Below are 14,646 nucleotides of genomic sequence, written 5' to 3'. Positions count from 1 at the left end.
GTGAGGGACACTAGGACGTTTGCGGCGCGCGTCGCAACGCAATGCGCGTCAGGCCTTGGCCTTCACCGTTACTTCGAAATGGCGATCGACCACCTTGGTCGGATTGACCTGGGCGCCGCCGCGACGGACCTCGAAATGCAGGTGCGGGCCGGTGGAATAGCCTGTGGAGCCGACCAGACCGATGCGCTGACCGGGCGCGACCGCATCGCCGTTCGCCACATCGATCCGGCTGAGGTGGCCGTACAGGGTGCTCATGCCGTTGGGGTGGCGCACCTCGATGAAGTTGCCATAGCCTTGGGGGTCGTAGCCCGTGCGGATGACTTCGCCCTCGGCGGCGGTGAAGACGGTCGTGCCTTTCGGCGCGGCGATGTCGACGCCCTTGTGCGCGCGCGCCTTGGCTTCGATGGCCAGTTTGCGCAGGCCGAATGGCGAGTTGATCGCATAGCCGCGCACCGGGGCGGTGAAGGCGATCTGGCGCGTGATCGGCCCGGCTTTTTCGACCTCGGCCTTCAGGGGCGGCGAGACCGGCGCGGCGATCTGGGTCGGCGGCGGCAAGGCGGCCTCGCGCGCAGCATTTGGCGCGGCGGCGGCGGCGAAAACGGCCACGGCGGCGAAGGCGGCCGTCTGGCCGGAGTGGATCAACAGGGTCTTGCACCGCGCCATCGGCGCGTTGGATAGCAGGCGTCGCATTCGGCGGCCTCTCCAGCGTCTCTACGCTCTGGAATGAAGGAAGCGGCGCCCCGACAGCGCACGGCGTTCCGTGGGAGGGCGGCTTATGCCTGCTGGCTTTGGCGACTTTGGGGCTAGGGCAGGGCGGCGGATGGTCGCAGGGCGGAACCTGCCGCCCGGCCGGCCAGATCAGGCGATGATATCGGGCAGGATGCGGTCTTCCAGCTTCACGATCTCGTCCTTCAGCGCCAGCTTCTTGCGCTTCAGCCGGGCGATCATCAGCTGATCGGGAATGGCGGCCTGACCCAGGGCCTCGATCGAGGCGTCAAGGTCGGCGTGTTCCTGGCGCAGATGGTTCACCCGCGCGTGAAGCTCGACCATTTCCTCGGTGATCGCAGGCGTGTCGTCGTTCATCGTGTCATCTCCACGCCGCTCGTCTCAGGCCGCTTATAGCCACGCTGATCTCAGGCCGGAAGGGCGTCTGCGAGCCGGATCAGGGCCGGGCGGGGCGTGACGTCCGCCCACATCCGGGCGGTGGCTGCCAGGCTGTCGATGATCGGGCGGGCCGGTCCGCTGGGTTCGGGCGCCAGCGCTTCCAGCGCATCCAGCAAATGCCGTTCCGCCTCCAGCTCCAGCGCCTTGACGCGGTTGCGCACGCTCTCGCGCGGGCCGTCGTCGATATCGGGCACCGGCGCCTTCAGGGTCCGCCGCACCGAACGCAGCGGGGCGACCACGACGCTGTCCCAGGCGCGGGCGGTGTCGCAAGCCGCCTCGATCGTCTCTTCGTCGGCCTTTCGGCCTGTCGCCGCGACCCAGGCGGACCACAGCAGCACGGGCACGTTCTGGTCGTGGCTGTCCTGCAGCGCCAGACACGCCTCGCCGACCCCCGGCGCGCCATAGGCGGCCACCGCCCAGTCCCAAAGCCTCATGACTTCAGGCCTTCCCAGCGCCGCACCGCGCGCCAATCCAGGCCGAACAGGTCCAGCGTCCTCCCCACCGACTGATCGACCATCTCCATGATCGAGCTCGGCCTGGCGTAAAGCGCGGGCAGGGGCGGGGCGATGATCGCGCCCATTTCGGCTAAGGACGTCATGGTGCGCAGATGGCCCAGGTGGAACGGCGTTTCGCGCACCATCAGCACCAGCGGTCGCCGCTCTTTCAGCGTCACGTCCGCCGCGCGCGTCAGCAGGGTGGAAGTCACGCCGGTCGCGATCTCGCTCATCGTCTTGATCGAGCAGGGCGCCACGATCATGCCCAGGGTGCGGAAAGAGCCGGAGGCGATCGTCGCCCCCACGTCGCCCAGCTTGTGGACCACCGACGCCTTGGCCGTCAGTTCGTCGGGCGACAGATCGGTCTCCTGCGACAATGTGAGCAGGGCGGCCTTGGTCACGACCAGATGGCTTTCGACGCCCAGATCGTTCAGCGCGTCCAGCACCCGGGCGCCATAGACGGCGCCGGAAGCCCCTGAAATTCCGACCACCAGTCTGGCAGGCGGGTTCCGTATGGCTCCGTTCACATCATCGTCCATTTTGGGGGTCAGCCTCCTTCGGGTCCGGGGCGACGGGCTGTCACTGGAAAGTGATTACACAGCGCGCCAAACCGGGCGCTCACTCTACTGGTCCCTAACCAAAGGAGGCGCAAGCCATGACCATCGAGGCTCGTATTCGCGAACTGGGTAATCGTCATCGCACCCTGGATGAGACCATCCAGAAGGAGCTTACCCGCCCGTCCACGGATCCGTTGCAGGTCAGGGCGCTGAAGCAGAAGAAGCTTCGGCTGAAGGAAGAAATCACCAGTCTGGAGGCGCGCGCGACCTAGCGTCCGCCTCCCTGAAAACGACGACGGCCCCGGAGATCGCTCTCCGGGGCCGTTTTCGTTACGCGAACGCGGATCAGTCCTTGGTGCCGAACACCGATTCCGCCGTCGGCTCGGCGCCGGGACGTTGGCGGGCTTCCGGCACGAACTCGGGCTCGGCCTCGACCTGTTCGACGGGCTGGATCGTGCCGCCGCCGTTCTTCAGGTCGTCCTTGGCCTTCTTGTCGGCGGCCTTCTTGACGATCTCGTCCAGCGCCAGCTGGCCGACCAGGCCGAGAGTCACCGGGTCGACCGGCTTGATGTTGGCGCTGTTCCAGTGCGTGCGGTTGCGCACGCTCTCGATGGTGGACTTGGTCGTGCCAAGCATCTTAGCGATCTGGGCGTCCGTCACCTCGGGGTGGTTGCGCACGAACCAGGCGATGGCGTCGGGGCGGTCCTGGCGACGCGACACCGGCGTGTATTTGGGCGCCGGCTTTGCCGACTTCAGCAGTTCGGCGTGGCGGCTGACGATCGCCTTCATGCGATAGTTTTCGTCGCCCTGGGCCTTATCCAGTTCTTCGCGCGTCAGCTGGCCGCCGGTGACGGGATCGACGCCGCGGATGTCGCGCGCCACGTCGCCATCGGCGATGCCGCGAACTTCTAGCGGGTGCAGGCCGCAGAAGTCGGCGATCTGCTCGAAGCTGAGAGAGGTGTTGTCGACCAGCCAGACCGCAGTGGCCTTGGGCATCAGAATGTCGCTCATGGGGCGTTCGTCCCGGTGTTGTTGAGCCGCCGAATGAGGCTTCGGCTGGCGTTGGATACGACGGCGCCCGGCCTTTCGACCGGGCGCGTATGATGCCGATATAGGCCTATTCGACACAAAAGAAAACGCTGAGCGACAATCCCATACAGCAACGGTTCATCCGCCTGACGCAACCTTCGCGGTAATGAAGCTTTTCAGCTTCGGGAGAGGAGAACCACCATGTCCATTCTGCTTGGCGCGGCTCTGGCCGCAGCGATGGCTTCGGGCCAGGACTATGCGCAGCAACGCGTCGCCCCGCGCGGCGGCTATACCCAGTCGTGTTCGGAAGCCTATGTGAATCGCGGTCGTCTCTATGCCGATTGCCGCGATACGCGCGGCCGGATGCGCGGCACGTCGATCGAGCTGAACCGCTGCGGCGGCGAGGAGATCAACAACGACAACGGCCTGCTGGTCTGCGGGCGGTTCCGTGGCGACTATGAAGACAGCCAGCCCGGCCGGCCGGGCGGCGGCTGGGGCCCCGGCAACGGCGGCCCCGGCTGGGGCGGCGGCAATGGCGGCGGTTGGGGGCGGTCTTCGATCACCGTCTACGAGAACGCCAACTTCCGCGGCGCCTCGCGTGAGTTCACCAGCGAGGACCGCAACCTGGGCCGCACCCCGTTCAACGACCGCATCAGCTCGATGCGCGTCGAAGGTCGCTGGGAAGTCTGCACCGACGCCGAGTTCCGGGGACGCTGCCGCATCGTCGAAGGCGATGTCCGCTTCCTGAACGGCGGCTTCAACGACAACATCTCGTCGCTGCGCCCCGTGCGCGGCGGGCGCTACTAGACGCTCAGCACGATCTTGCCGATGTGCCCGCCGGCTTCCAGTTCGGCGTGCGCATCGGCCGCCTGCTCCAACGCGAACACCGCCTGAACCGGCGGCTTCACCTTGCCGGATGCGACCCACGGCCAGGCGGTCGTCTCGACAGCCGCGGTCAGACGCGCCTTTTCGTCTGCCGGGCGGCTGCGCAGCGTCGATCCGGTCAGGGTCAATCGCTTCAGCATGATCCGCTGCAGATCCATCTCGACCTTGGGGCCGGTCAGGGAGGCGATGACCACCCAACGCCCGCCCGCATTCAGACTGTTCAGGTTCAGGGCGGCGTAGTCGCGCCCCACCATGTCCAGAACCACGTCCGCGCCGCCCGCCTCGCGGATCTGCGCCTCCAGATCATCGGTCTTGGCGTCCAGGCTGATGTCCGCGCCCAGCGCCTTGGCGGCTGCGGCCTTGTCCGCCCCGCGTGACGTGGCGATCACTCGGGCGCCGGCGGCCTTGGCCATCTGGATGGCCGTCACGCCGATGCCGCTGGTCGCCCCGTGGATCAGCAACGTCTCGCCGGCCTTCAACGCGCCGCCCTCGAACACATTGGCGAAGACGGTAAAGACGGTTTCCGGCAGCACGGCCGCCTGCACGTAATCCAGACCCTCGGGGATCGGCAGGACATGACGCGCATCGACCACGGCCAACTCCGCATAGCCGCCGCCGCCCAGCAGGGCGCAGACCCGGTCGCCGACCGCCCAGCGCGTGACGCCCTCTCCAACGGCCTCGATCTCGCCAGCGATTTCAAGCCCCAGAACGTCCGACGCACCGGGGGGAGGGGGGTAGGCGCCGGTGCGTTGCAGCAGGTCCGGCCGGTTCACGCCCGCCGCCCGCACCCGGATCAGCACCTGACCCGGCCCCGCGACGGGATCGGGCCGTTCAGCGATCCTCAGGGCCTCGGCCGGTCCAGAACCGCCTTCGATTTCGATCACGCGCATCGCACTCGCCTTGCATTCGTCCGTATCCGGGCGTTCAGATAGGGACCGTGGACCGCCTTGGCCATGACAGCGCGAAAGGAAGGCGACGATGTTCGAAGATCTTGAACCCCGCCCGCAACGCGGCGAGCCGCTGCGGGCCCTGTCACGCGAAGACCTGGATGTTTACGCCGTCGAGGATTTGCAGGAGCGGATCGCCGCGCTTGAGGCCGAGATCGCGCGTTCGCGCGCCGCGATCGAGACGAAACGCTCCAAGAAAAACGCCGCCGACGCCCTGTTCAACTTCGGTTCGTGATCGCGAATGATCCGCTGGCATGGCATGAGCGTTGCATCTTTCGTGCGAACGGCGCCGCCAGGGGCCGATTGCAGGACGGACCCGACCTTCTCTGATGATCAATGCTCAAATGACCTCCGCTCCGTCCCCCGCTGACCGCAGCCGCACCGTTCGCGATTTCGCCCGGTCGGAGCTGTTCGATCGCACCTTCCGCGAAGGAATGGAGCTGGTCGAGGAGACCGCTGCCTATCTGGACGGCGAGGGCCGTCGCGATTCCAAGATGCTGTCGCGCGCCGCCGCCCTGGCCTATGCGGCCGAGAGCATGAAGCTGACCACCCGCCTGATGCAGATCGCCTCCTGGCTCCTGGTCCAGCGCGCCGTGCGCGAAGACGACATGTCGCCGGAAACCGCCTGCGAGCCGCGCTATCGCCTGAACGAGCGCCGCATCGACGCCGAGCCCAGCCACGCCGAACTTCCGATCGCCCTGATCGAATACCTCGTGCGGTCGGAAAAGCTGTTCGACCGCACCCTGTATCTGGATCGCCGCATGTATGCCGACGATCAGGATCAGGCCCCGGAAAACCCGGTGCTCAGCCAGATGGGCATGCTCGAGGCGGCCTTCAGGGGCTGATCGCCCCTTTACGGCCCGACGTCGTTGGCGTCCGCCCGGCCATCGTCGATGGGCTTGGGCAGATTGACGCCGATGCCCAGCGCCTGCGCCAGCTTGTCGTCGCGGCCATAGACGTCCTCGCGGAACGCCACGCGGCCCTGACCGTCCACGAAGGCGGTCCAGTACAGCAGACGCACCGAGATTTCCCGGCCGGTGGTCACGCGCGTCGTCTCGCGCGTGTCCTGAGCCGTGTCGAACTGGGCCAGCTTGGTCGGATCGGGCGACAGCAGCAGGCGCGCGAACTCCACCGCATTCTGCACCCGCACGCAGCCGTGGCTGCGCTGACGCGTGGACAGGTTGAAGGCGGCTTTCGACGGCGTGTCGTGCAGGAAGATGGCGTAGCTGTCGCGTAGCTCGAACTTCACATAGCCCAGGGCCGAGCGCGGACCGGCGCGCTGGATGACCGTGCCGTCCTTCACATACATGTCGTTGGCGGCCAGATACCCCGGCCCTTTGGGCAGGATTTCGCGGCGCGCGATGCCGGCGGGCACATACCAGGGCGGATTGGCCACGACCGAGGCGAACGGCTTCTCCAGGCTGGGCGTCTGGTTCTCGGCCGAGCCGACCACGACGCGGTTGGAGTGGACCGGCTTGCCGTCCTTCCAATAGACCATGATGGCGGCGGCGGTGTTGACCTCGATCCGCTCGGGCGCGACTTCGCGCTTCAGCCAGCGACGACGCTCCAGGTTCAGCGCGATCTGACGCGCACGGTCCTCGGCCGAGGCGCCCAGCGAGCGCTGGGTGCCCGCGCCGATCCGCCCGTCTGCGCCAAGGCCATGGCGGTTCTGGAAGCTTTGCACCGCACGTTGCAGTTCGGCGTTGTAAACCAGGCCCTGCGACTTCAGCCGCGCGCCGTCGGCGGCCGACAGGTCGCCTTCGGCCGTCAGGCGATCGATCAGGGCGGGGATGCGGCGATCGCTATTGCCCGGCTCGATGGTTGCGCCTTGAACAAAGCGGGGCCAGCCGCCCTGCGCCGCCAGACGGCGATAGCGGACATAGCCGGCCGACAGGTTCTGATAGCCGATGTCGGTGGGCGCTAGGCCGTCGTACCATTGGCCCAGCACGTTGCGGGTCAGGGCGTCGCTGAGACCGCGCGGCAGATCCACGCGATTCTTCTGCATTTCCCACAGGTCTTCGACCGTCTCCGGCCGCACCTTGCCCTCGGCCAGGACGCGCGCATAGGCCAGCGCCGCCGCCGTGGTCCGCAGGTCCGCGCTCGCCGGATCGGCCGCCAGTCCCACGAAGTCGAAATAGTCGGAGCCCGCCAGACCATGGCGATTGGCGCCGGCCGCGACGGTGTTCAGGGCCCGAACCCTGTCGGCGTTCCACACCGGCCGCCAGCCGTTCATTTCATAAAAGGCGCGCACATCCGCCTGCTGCGTCTCGGGCAGACGCGAAATCTGATCGTTGAAGCTGTTGTAGAAGGCCGTCGCCTCCGGTCCGCGCTGCACGAAGACCTGCTGCGCGCGCGCCGCCGAGCCAAGGGTCATGGCCGCCGTCGCGACGCCCAGACCCAGTTGCCGTCTATTCATAGTCTTCCGCTTCTTCGATCGCTTCGGCCAGCGTGGCCGACGCCCCTGGTACCCGAACGCCCCCACATTATCGGTGTTCCGACCAAACAAAAAGCGCCGGCCTTGCGACCGACGCTCTTGGTGTTCCGATTGCTGCGAGATGTCGCAGCCAAGACGCGCTTACTTCTTGATGAAACCGGCGAACTTGTTGTTGAAGCGCGAGACGCGGCCGCCGCGGTCCATCAGCTGGGCGTTGCCGCCCGTCCAGGCCGGGTGCGTCGACGGATCGATGTCGAGGGCCAGCTTGTCGCCTTCCTTCCCGTAGGTCGAACGGGTCTGATAGGTGCTGCCGTCGGTCATCACCACGGTGATGAAGTGGTAGTCGGGATGGGTATCCGCCTTCATGGTCGTCGTCCGGTCTCTGCGCGGTGACGATGCCGACCGTCCGTGCGCGTGAAATGAGAAACCCGCCACCAAATCCTTTTTAAGGGAAAGGCCCGGCGGAATGAGGGGCGGCGTTTACACCGGGGGGCGTTCCGGGGCAAGAGGCGGGCGAAATGACCGATCAAGCCGCCGCCTCCGCCCCTTCCGCCAACCGCGCCTCGGGCATGGCGTCGCTGGAGGGGAGGCCCAGCGCCGGCGCCCTTCTGGCCGACCAGATGTCCGAAGCGGGCGCCAAACGCGCCAAGCGCCGCGACATCCGCCCGCTGACGCGACTGATTCCCTTCGCTATGCGCCACAAGGGTCATGCCCTGATGGCGGTCTTCTGGCTGCTGCTGTCCACCGCCGCCTCGCTGGGCCTGACCGCCCTGGCGCGCGGGGCCATCGACCATGGGTTCGAGGCGGGCGGCGCCAATCTGAACATCTGGTTCCTGCTGCTGGGCGCCAACGCCCTGTTCCTGGGGCTGGCGACCGCCGCCCGCTACTATTTCGTCACCCGCACGGGCGAGCGCGTCATCGCCGATGTGCGAAAGGGCCTGTTCGGCCGCATCCTGACGCTGGACCCGTCCTTCTACGCCCATATGCGTACGGGCGAGGTGCTGTCGCGCCTGACCACGGACATCGCCCTGGTCGAGACGTTGATGACGACCTCGATCTCCTACGCGCTGCGCAACTTCCTGACTCTGATCGGCGGCGTGGCCCTGCTGTTCTTCGTCAGCCCCAAGCTGACCGGCTTCGTCCTGCTGATCGTGCCCTTCCTCCTGGGGCCGATCTTCATCTTCGGCCGCAAGGTGCGCAAACTGACCGTCGCGTCCCAGGACCGCTTCGCCAACGCCGTCGGCTTCGCCGGCGAAAGCGTGGACGCCATTGAGACGGTCCAGGCCTTCGGTCGTGAACAGAGCGCCATCACCCGCTTCGGCGCGGCGGTCGAGGACGCCTTCAACGCTTCCCTGACGCGGATGCAGGCTCGCGCCTGGATGACCGCTCTGATCATCGTTGTCATGTTCGGCGGCGTGACCCTGGTGCTGTGGCTGGGCGCCCAGGACGTGGTGAAGGGCGCCATGACGCCTGGCGCCCTGCTTCAGTTCGTTCTGCTGTCCGTTTTCGCCGCAGGCGCCGTTGGCGCGCTCGGCGAAAGCTGGGGCGACGTGCAAAAGGCAGCCGGCGCCATGGAGCGGATTGAGGAGCTGATGCGCGCCGTCGCCGGCATCGCCCCGCCGCCTCAGGCCACGGCCCTGCCGACGCCCCCGCGTGGCGAGGTGTCGATGTCGGCCGTGGGCTTCGCCTATCCAGGCCGCCCCGACCTTCCGGCCTTGAAGGGCTTCAGCCTGACCGTACGCCCCGGTGAGACGGTCGCTTTGGTCGGTCCGTCCGGCGCCGGCAAGTCCACGGTCTTCCGCCTGCTGCTGCGCTTCTACGATCCGCAGACCGGCATGGTCTCGGTCGACGGCGTCGATGTGCGCCAGGCCGATCCCGTCGCCGTGCGCGACCGCTTCGCCTGGGTGTCGCAGGAGACGCCGCTGTTCTCGGGCTCGGCCTTGGAAAACATCCGCTTCGGTCGCGAGAATACGACTTTGGAAGAGGCCCGCGCCGTCGCCGAAAAGGCCCAGGCGCTCGGCTTCATCGACGCCCTCCCGGAAGGGTTCGACACCCCGCTCGGCGAGCGCGGCAAGAGCCTGTCGGGCGGCCAGCGCCAGCGCCTGGCCATCGCCCGCGCCCTGGTCCGCGACGCCCCCATCCTGCTGTTGGACGAGGCCACCAGCGCCCTCGACGCCGAAAGCGAACGCCTGGTCCAGGTCGCCCTCGATCAGGCGATGGAGGAGCGCACCACCCTGGTCATCGCCCACCGCCTCGCCACCGTCCTGCGCGCCGACCGCATCGTCGTCATGGACGACGGCCGCGTGGTCGAAGAAGGCACCCACGAGCAACTCGTCGCCCAGGGCGGCCTCTACGCCCGCCTCGCGGAGCTTCAATTCCGAGCAGACTAAGGTCCTAGGTCAGCACAGGCGGCGATCTTGGACGGTTTGGCCTGTGTCTTCGTCGATGACACAACTATGCCCCGGATCTCCGGCTGGCAAAGGAACGCCTGCGCCGAGCAAGAAGGCTACAGAATGCGCTCCGCTTAAACCGGCCGGAAAGCGAGCGATCGGTTTATCAATGCGCAAGCCATCGGATAGGCGGACGATCTGACCTGACCCTATGAGTTGGGCAAGGCCCGCCTGTTGGGGCAGAACATCATAGGATTCGACTTTGACGTCGCTAAGAACCTGATCCGGATCGATCTTTGAGAAGCCGCCTGGGTGGAACCGAAGCAGTTCGCGCCACATGCCTTGGTCGAAACCATCCGGGGATCGCCCGGGCCAATCGCCCCTCGCTGCTTTGCCGGACGGTAGTTTCACAGCGCCTACGGAATAATGCGCGGCGATCACGTCGGGCGTGCGTCCTGTCGCTCTCCGAATTATGTCGCCTGCTCGCGTCGCCTGTATCGATTCCGGGTCGGAAAAATATCCGAAGCAACTGCCAGGGTTTCGGGTCGTGATTACGTCTGACGCGATGCCCGTGACGCCTGCGAATGGTCGTTCCGAAAGCGCTCCAGCGCTTGATTGGCGACGTCCGCCTACGATTTGAGCGGCGGCGACGGCCGCGCGTTCGGCGTCTTGCAGGGTCGCTGTCCGGCGGGACGAAGCGACAGCACCATCTGCCGCCAATAGAATCAACTTTTCCACACGGCTCGTTGCGCCGGAGAAGCGCCAGACCATGTTGTCGTAGGCGGACAAGACCACATACAGCGGCTCGTCTCCGGCCTCTATTTTAACCTCTATAGTTGTTGTTTCAGCGTCCCGGTTACCCAATGCGACTGTTGAGATCGCATCGCCCTCATAGACGCTAAAGACCACGAGTTTGCGCTCGCCTGCAGTTGGGAGGACGCAAGACGACGTCGAAAGCAAACCCACGCTGCGCGGCGAGGGACGATAAGCAGCCGCATCGGCCTCGTCGCCTTTGGTCGCATCAATGTTGAAGTCGAGGTGGGAGTGTTCGGCAGGCGCACCCGTCTCACCCTTCGCTTCAAACGGGTTGAACACAGGCAGAGTGAAACGTGTCTTCGCCCCCAATGATGGGTGGGCGATGCTGAGGTCCAGCCCTCCGCCGATGCACACGCCTGTGACGATGGCGACGCCGATCGCCGCTGCAAATCCCAAGTTCCGCATCTGCTCTCTCCACCTTCGTGCGGAGGATACAACTGGGGCGTTAATCCGGGCCTGACTGTGATGATTAACACACGGGCTTGGACGTGGCCTTCGACGTCGTTGCCGAGCATCGAGTTATCGGTCGTTTCGATGGCCCGGACGCACCAGGGCCGAGAAATCGGTGAACAGCGCATCGACTCCGGCCTCGGCGAAGGCTGAGGCATAGCCGGTCATGTCGCCGTGCCCGGCGGGGTCGTCGCCTCTGCGTCGCTCGACCGGCAGGAAGGCGTTCTCGGCCCGTAGGGTCCAGACCACGACCTTGAGGCCCGCCGCATGGGCGTCTGCGACCAGGGTGCTCGGCGCTGTCGTGCGGCCGTCGGCGGCGCGCGGCAGGACCAGGGTCATTTCCGGCGCGACCCAGGCGGCGTAGGCGGCGATGGCTTTCAGCCCCTCGGGCGTGATCATCTGCGCATAGGTCACGTCCGCCCGGTCCGCTGGTCCGCCCTTGGCCGCCACGAGTTGAGCCAGCGGCGCATCGATCCGCGTCGCCAACCGCTCCAGCCGCCCGACCTCGAAACACTGGATAATGATCGGGGCCTCGGCGCCCGTCAGACCCAGCAGTTCCAGTTCAGCGACGAAGCCGTCCTCCATCGGCAGGCCAATCGCGGCGAAGTAGGTCGGGTGTTTCAGCTCCGGCGCCACGGCGATTGTCCGCCCGGTCCGCGCCGAGGCCTCGCGCGCGATGGCGACGACCTCGTCGAAGGTCAGGATCGGCTCTTGACCGTCAAAGGCGGCGCTGCCCGGTCGCAGGGCCGGCAGCCGCTCCCTGGCCCTCAGGGTCTTCAACTCGGCCAGGGTGAAGTCTTCGGTGAACCAGCCGGTGGTCTCGACCCCGTCGATGGTCTTGGTCGTCCGACGGCCCGCGAATTCGGGCCGGTCGCCCACGTCGGTCGTGCCGCCAATCTCGTTCTCATGCCGATCGACGAAGACGCCATCCCTGGTCAGCACCAGATCCGGCTCGATCACATCCGCGCCCTGTTCGATCGCTAGCTCATAGGCCGCGCGCGTGTGCTCGGGCCGTTCGCCGGAGGCGCCGCGATGGGCGATGATCAGGGGCTGAGCCAAGGCGGGCGTTCCGGTCAGAAGGACGAGGCCGCACAGGATGAAACGGATCATCCGCCTTGGATAGGGCGGGGGCGCGACAGGCCGATGACCGTCTCCTCCCCACATGTGGGGAGGGGGACCGCGAAGCGGTGGAGGGGGTCTTGACACCCCACCGGCCGCTGGCGATCAGGCAAGAGCCCCTTCGTCACGGCGCTGAAGAAGCGCCGCGCCACTTCCCCGCAAGCGGGGAAGAGACAGAAGCGAGCCTCAGGAGCCCTGAAGCACCTTGCGCAGGTGCGGATGCAGTTCGGTGTTCGACGCCAGGATCGACTTGCCCGTCTTGGGATCGCCGTCGTTCTCGATGGTCGTGACCCGGCCGCCGGCCTCGGTGACGAACAGGATGCCCGCCGCCACGTCCCAGGGCTTCAGATTGCGCTCATAATAGGCGTCGTAGCGACCGGCCGCGACCCAGGCGAAGTCCAGCGCGGCCGAACCCAGGCGGCGTATGCCGGCGACCCGTTGGCCCACGGCGTGCAGATCCTTGATCGACTGGGCGTGGCCCGACTTGCCGATGAAGGGCAGTCCGGTGGCGATCAGGCTTTCGGACAGATCGCGACGGCCGGCGACGCGGATGCGCTGGTCGTTCAGATAGCAGCCCTTGCCTTTTTCGGCCCAGAACAGCTCGTTCATGACGGGGTTGTAGGTCACGCCGGCGACGATCTCGCTCGACCCGTCCGGCGTGCGGCGCTCCAGCCCCACCGTGATGGCGAAGTGGGGCATGGCGTGCATGAAGTTGGTGGTGCCGTCGATTGGATCGACGATCCAGGTGTGGGACTTGTCCGTCCCCTCGATCATGCCGCGTTCCTCGCCCAGGAAGCCGTAGCCAGGGCGAGCCTTCATCAGCAGTTCGTAGAGCGTGTCTTCGGCCTTCAGGTCGGCGGCCGTGACGAAATCGCCGGGGCCCTTCCTCGATACCTGAAGCTGCGAGACTTCGCCGAAGTCGCGCAGCATCGGGCGGGCGGTCTTGCGCACCGCATCGGTCATGACTTGGAGCAGGGCGGAGGCGAGGGCCATCGGGGAATCTCCTGGTCCGAAAGTCCTTCAAAGCCGCAGCCGGACAGTCGGAGAAGTTCAGAAAGGAACGGCCCCGCGAGGGGCCGCTTTAGCATGGTGGTCTGTTAGTCCGCGCGGCGGACGTATTCGCCGCTGGTCGTGTCGACGACGATACGCTCGCCGGCCGACATATAGGGCGGGATCATGATGCGCACGCCGTTCGACGCCAGCGCGGGCTTGTAGGACGACGAGGCGGTCTGGCCCTTCACGGTCGGCTCGGTCTCGGCGACTTCCAGCACGACCTGATCGGGCAGTTCCAGGCCGATCGGACGCTCTTCGTGCATCTCGATGACGACCTTCATGCCTTCTTGCAGATAGGGGATGCGCTCTTCGCCGACCCAGTCCTTCTGCAGTTCGATCTGCTCGTAGGTGGTGTCGTCCATGAAGACCAGGCTGTCGCCGTTGTCGAACAGATAGGAGAAGTCCTTCTGTTCCAGCGTCACGCGCTCGACCTTGTCTTCCGAACGGAAGCGTTCGTTCAGCTTGTTGCCGGTCTCCAGGTTCTTGGCCTCGACGTTGGCGAAGGCGCCGCCCTTGCCGGGCTTGACGTGGCTGGCCTTGGTGACGACCCACAGGCCGCCATTGTGCTGCAGGACCATGCCGGGCTTGATGGTGTTGCCGTTGATCTTCATGGGGTCACATCGGAAATGGAGTTGCGCCCTCGCACCGTTCGGGGCGAGGCGAATAGGGCGCGATCCCTAGAGGAAGCCCCGATAAAGGGCAAGGCGACGCAACCTAATGCAGGGTGCGTCCGCCCGAGGCGTCGTCGGCCTTGCGGTGCAGGAAGTTTCCGAACCGCACACCTGACCCCAGCGGCGCCGCCATCTTGCCGGCCCCTTCGTCCAGCTTGCGCGCTTCGTGGGCGAAGGCTGCGGCCAGACCGGCCGACGACATCGCGGCGACCACCTGACGCGCCATCGACGACGGACGCAGGCCCAGCCAGACGGCGTTCACCGTCTGGGCCGCGACCCATAGCCCCATGGCGCGGGTCCGTTCCTTTTGCGGAGGCGCGTTCCAGACGCGCACGGCCGACAGGGTCGTCGCCGAAAACACCGCCGGCAGGATCAGGCTGAAGGCTCCCTTGGGCTTCTCGGTGATCGGCAGGTCCTTGTCGCGCACCTGTTTCAGGTTGCGACGAGGCTTCAAGGCGCCCGACGCGATGGTGTGGGCCAACAGGGCGAAGCCGACGGTCAGGGCGATCCCGGCGACCACATGGCCGGCGCTGCGGCCCTCGCTGTTCAGCAAGTCCATGGCGGCGTCGCGCACGTCGTCGATGGCGTCGTCGATATCGGTCATGGTCCGCTCCAGCTTGGCCCTGACAGGCTAATG

The 14,646-nt window shown here is 66.5% G+C and carries 18 protein-coding genes; 5 read left to right on the top strand and 13 right to left on the bottom strand.

The window, feature by feature from the left end; translation table 11 throughout:
• Positions 1-48 precede the first annotated feature (48 nt).
• From BVE01S_RS01355 to BVE01S_RS01340, 4 genes are all read right to left on the bottom strand, one after another.
• The gene (locus BVE01S_RS01355) at positions 49-690 is read right to left on the bottom strand and encodes a M23 family metallopeptidase (RefSeq protein ID WP_066623212.1); all 642 of its coding nucleotides are present in this window, start codon (positions 688-690) and stop codon (positions 49-51) included.
• 168 nt (positions 691-858) lie between these two features.
• Positions 859-1,083, bottom strand: coding sequence for a YdcH family protein (locus BVE01S_RS01350; protein ID WP_066623203.1), 225 nt, complete (start codon positions 1,081-1,083; stop codon positions 859-861).
• Positions 1,084-1,133: 50 nt separating this feature from the next.
• Positions 1,134-1,598, bottom strand: coding sequence for a TIGR02444 family protein (locus tag BVE01S_RS01345; protein ID WP_066623200.1), 465 nt, complete (start codon positions 1,596-1,598; stop codon positions 1,134-1,136).
• Complete coding sequence (locus BVE01S_RS01340) at positions 1,595-2,197, bottom strand: UbiX family flavin prenyltransferase (protein ID WP_066623197.1); 603 nt, start codon at positions 2,195-2,197, stop codon at positions 1,595-1,597. The genes BVE01S_RS01345 and BVE01S_RS01340 overlap by 4 nt, the downstream gene beginning before the upstream one ends.
• A gap of 116 nt (positions 2,198-2,313) precedes the next feature.
• Here BVE01S_RS01340 and BVE01S_RS01335 point away from each other — a divergent pair, with 116 nt between their 5' ends.
• Positions 2,314-2,487 carry a YdcH family protein gene (locus tag BVE01S_RS01335; protein ID WP_017505994.1) on the top strand — a complete coding sequence of 58 codons (174 nt, stop codon included), beginning with the start codon at positions 2,314-2,316 and terminating at the stop codon, positions 2,485-2,487.
• Positions 2,488-2,560: 73 nt separating this feature from the next.
• Here the strand turns inward: BVE01S_RS01335 and BVE01S_RS01330 are convergent, their stop codons facing one another.
• On the bottom strand, positions 2,561-3,226 hold the full coding sequence (locus BVE01S_RS01330; protein ID WP_039245300.1) for a DUF1013 domain-containing protein: 666 nt from the start codon (positions 3,224-3,226) through the stop codon (positions 2,561-2,563).
• Between the two features lie 219 nt (positions 3,227-3,445).
• Between BVE01S_RS01330 and BVE01S_RS01325 the strand changes: the two genes are divergently transcribed.
• Positions 3,446-4,051 (top strand): beta/gamma crystallin-related protein, encoded by a 606-nt coding sequence (locus tag BVE01S_RS01325; protein ID WP_045810275.1) that lies wholly within the window; start codon positions 3,446-3,448, stop codon positions 4,049-4,051.
• Here the strand turns inward: BVE01S_RS01325 and BVE01S_RS01320 are convergent.
• The gene (locus tag BVE01S_RS01320) at positions 4,048-5,019 is read right to left on the bottom strand and encodes an NAD(P)H-quinone oxidoreductase (RefSeq protein WP_066623195.1); all 972 of its coding nucleotides are present in this window, start codon (positions 5,017-5,019) and stop codon (positions 4,048-4,050) included. The two genes, BVE01S_RS01325 and BVE01S_RS01320, sit on opposite strands and share 4 nt — an antisense overlap.
• Positions 5,020-5,107: 88 nt before the next feature.
• Between BVE01S_RS01320 and BVE01S_RS01315 the strand changes: the two genes are divergently transcribed.
• A complete protein-coding gene (locus BVE01S_RS01315; protein ID WP_055754990.1) occupies positions 5,108-5,311 on the top strand; it encodes a DUF1192 domain-containing protein in 204 nt (67 codons plus the stop codon).
• Positions 5,312-5,420: 109 nt separating this feature from the next.
• Entirely contained in the window at positions 5,421-5,921 is a 501-nt protein-coding gene (rcdA, locus tag BVE01S_RS01310; protein ID WP_055754989.1) for a protease adaptor protein RcdA, read from the top strand.
• Between the two features lie 8 nt (positions 5,922-5,929).
• Here the strand turns inward: rcdA and BVE01S_RS01305 are convergent, their stop codons facing one another.
• Positions 5,930-7,492, bottom strand: a complete 1,563-nt coding sequence (locus tag BVE01S_RS01305) for a L,D-transpeptidase family protein (protein WP_066623193.1) — start codon at positions 7,490-7,492, stop codon at positions 5,930-5,932.
• Between the two features lie 159 nt (positions 7,493-7,651).
• On the bottom strand, positions 7,652-7,876 hold the full coding sequence (rpmE, locus tag BVE01S_RS01300; RefSeq protein WP_017506001.1) for a 50S ribosomal protein L31: 225 nt from the start codon (positions 7,874-7,876) through the stop codon (positions 7,652-7,654).
• A 152-nt stretch (positions 7,877-8,028) separates the two neighbouring features.
• Here rpmE and BVE01S_RS01295 point away from each other — a divergent pair, with 152 nt between their 5' ends.
• Positions 8,029-9,900, top strand: a complete 1,872-nt coding sequence (locus BVE01S_RS01295) for an ABC transporter transmembrane domain-containing protein (protein WP_066623192.1) — start codon at positions 8,029-8,031, stop codon at positions 9,898-9,900.
• A 9-nt stretch (positions 9,901-9,909) separates the two neighbouring features.
• On the opposite strand, the gene BVE01S_RS16685 is transcribed toward BVE01S_RS01295, so the two are convergent.
• The 5 genes from BVE01S_RS16685 to BVE01S_RS01275 form a co-directional block, all read right to left on the bottom strand.
• Positions 9,910-11,121, bottom strand: coding sequence for a hypothetical protein (locus BVE01S_RS16685; protein WP_146112043.1), 1,212 nt, complete (start codon positions 11,119-11,121; stop codon positions 9,910-9,912).
• A gap of 114 nt (positions 11,122-11,235) precedes the next feature.
• Positions 11,236-12,276, bottom strand: coding sequence for a glycerophosphodiester phosphodiesterase (locus tag BVE01S_RS01290; RefSeq protein WP_066623190.1), 1,041 nt, complete (start codon positions 12,274-12,276; stop codon positions 11,236-11,238).
• A gap of 195 nt (positions 12,277-12,471) precedes the next feature.
• Positions 12,472-13,278: an inositol monophosphatase family protein gene (locus BVE01S_RS01285; RefSeq protein WP_066623187.1), complete on the bottom strand. Its 807-nt coding sequence runs from the start codon at positions 13,276-13,278 to the stop codon at positions 12,472-12,474.
• A 104-nt stretch (positions 13,279-13,382) separates the two neighbouring features.
• Positions 13,383-13,949 (bottom strand): elongation factor P, encoded by a 567-nt coding sequence (efp, locus tag BVE01S_RS01280; RefSeq protein ID WP_055754985.1) that lies wholly within the window; start codon positions 13,947-13,949, stop codon positions 13,383-13,385.
• 103 nt (positions 13,950-14,052) lie between these two features.
• The gene (locus BVE01S_RS01275; RefSeq protein ID WP_055754984.1) at positions 14,053-14,613 is read right to left on the bottom strand and encodes a tryptophan-rich sensory protein; all 561 of its coding nucleotides are present in this window, start codon (positions 14,611-14,613) and stop codon (positions 14,053-14,055) included.
• Between the last annotated feature and the right edge of the window lie 33 nt (positions 14,614-14,646).

The organism is Brevundimonas vesicularis NBRC 12165, assembly GCF_001592205.1.
Taxonomy (GTDB): Bacteria; Pseudomonadota; Alphaproteobacteria; order Caulobacterales; family Caulobacteraceae; genus Brevundimonas; species Brevundimonas vesicularis.
This window is presented reverse-complemented; position numbering and strand designations above follow the sequence as displayed.

Coding starts and splice junctions, on each gene's coding strand:
- BVE01S_RS01355 (WP_066623212.1), bottom strand. CDS start 690: ATGCGACGCCTGCTATCCAACGCGCCGATGGCGCGGTGCAAGACCCTG.
- BVE01S_RS01350 (WP_066623203.1), bottom strand. CDS start 1,083: ATGAACGACGACACGCCTGCGATCACCGAGGAAATGGTCGAGCTTCAC.
- BVE01S_RS01345 (WP_066623200.1), bottom strand. CDS start 1,598: ATGAGGCTTTGGGACTGGGCGGTGGCCGCCTATGGCGCGCCGGGGGTC.
- BVE01S_RS01340 (WP_066623197.1), bottom strand. CDS start 2,197: ATGGACGATGATGTGAACGGAGCCATACGGAACCCGCCTGCCAGACTG.
- BVE01S_RS01335 (WP_017505994.1), top strand. CDS start 2,314: ATGACCATCGAGGCTCGTATTCGCGAACTGGGTAATCGTCATCGCACC.
- BVE01S_RS01330 (WP_039245300.1), bottom strand. CDS start 3,226: ATGAGCGACATTCTGATGCCCAAGGCCACTGCGGTCTGGCTGGTCGAC.
- BVE01S_RS01325 (WP_045810275.1), top strand. CDS start 3,446: ATGTCCATTCTGCTTGGCGCGGCTCTGGCCGCAGCGATGGCTTCGGGC.
- BVE01S_RS01320 (WP_066623195.1), bottom strand. CDS start 5,019: ATGCGCGTGATCGAAATCGAAGGCGGTTCTGGACCGGCCGAGGCCCTG.
- BVE01S_RS01315 (WP_055754990.1), top strand. CDS start 5,108: ATGTTCGAAGATCTTGAACCCCGCCCGCAACGCGGCGAGCCGCTGCGG.
- rcdA (WP_055754989.1), top strand. CDS start 5,421: ATGACCTCCGCTCCGTCCCCCGCTGACCGCAGCCGCACCGTTCGCGAT.
- BVE01S_RS01305 (WP_066623193.1), bottom strand. CDS start 7,492: ATGAATAGACGGCAACTGGGTCTGGGCGTCGCGACGGCGGCCATGACC.
- rpmE (WP_017506001.1), bottom strand. CDS start 7,876: ATGAAGGCGGATACCCATCCCGACTACCACTTCATCACCGTGGTGATG.
- BVE01S_RS01295 (WP_066623192.1), top strand. CDS start 8,029: ATGACCGATCAAGCCGCCGCCTCCGCCCCTTCCGCCAACCGCGCCTCG.
- BVE01S_RS16685 (WP_146112043.1), bottom strand. CDS start 11,121: ATGCGGAACTTGGGATTTGCAGCGGCGATCGGCGTCGCCATCGTCACA.
- BVE01S_RS01290 (WP_066623190.1), bottom strand. CDS start 12,276: ATGATCCGTTTCATCCTGTGCGGCCTCGTCCTTCTGACCGGAACGCCC.
- BVE01S_RS01285 (WP_066623187.1), bottom strand. CDS start 13,278: ATGGCCCTCGCCTCCGCCCTGCTCCAAGTCATGACCGATGCGGTGCGC.
- efp (WP_055754985.1), bottom strand. CDS start 13,949: ATGAAGATCAACGGCAACACCATCAAGCCCGGCATGGTCCTGCAGCAC.
- BVE01S_RS01275 (WP_055754984.1), bottom strand. CDS start 14,613: ATGACCGATATCGACGACGCCATCGACGACGTGCGCGACGCCGCCATG.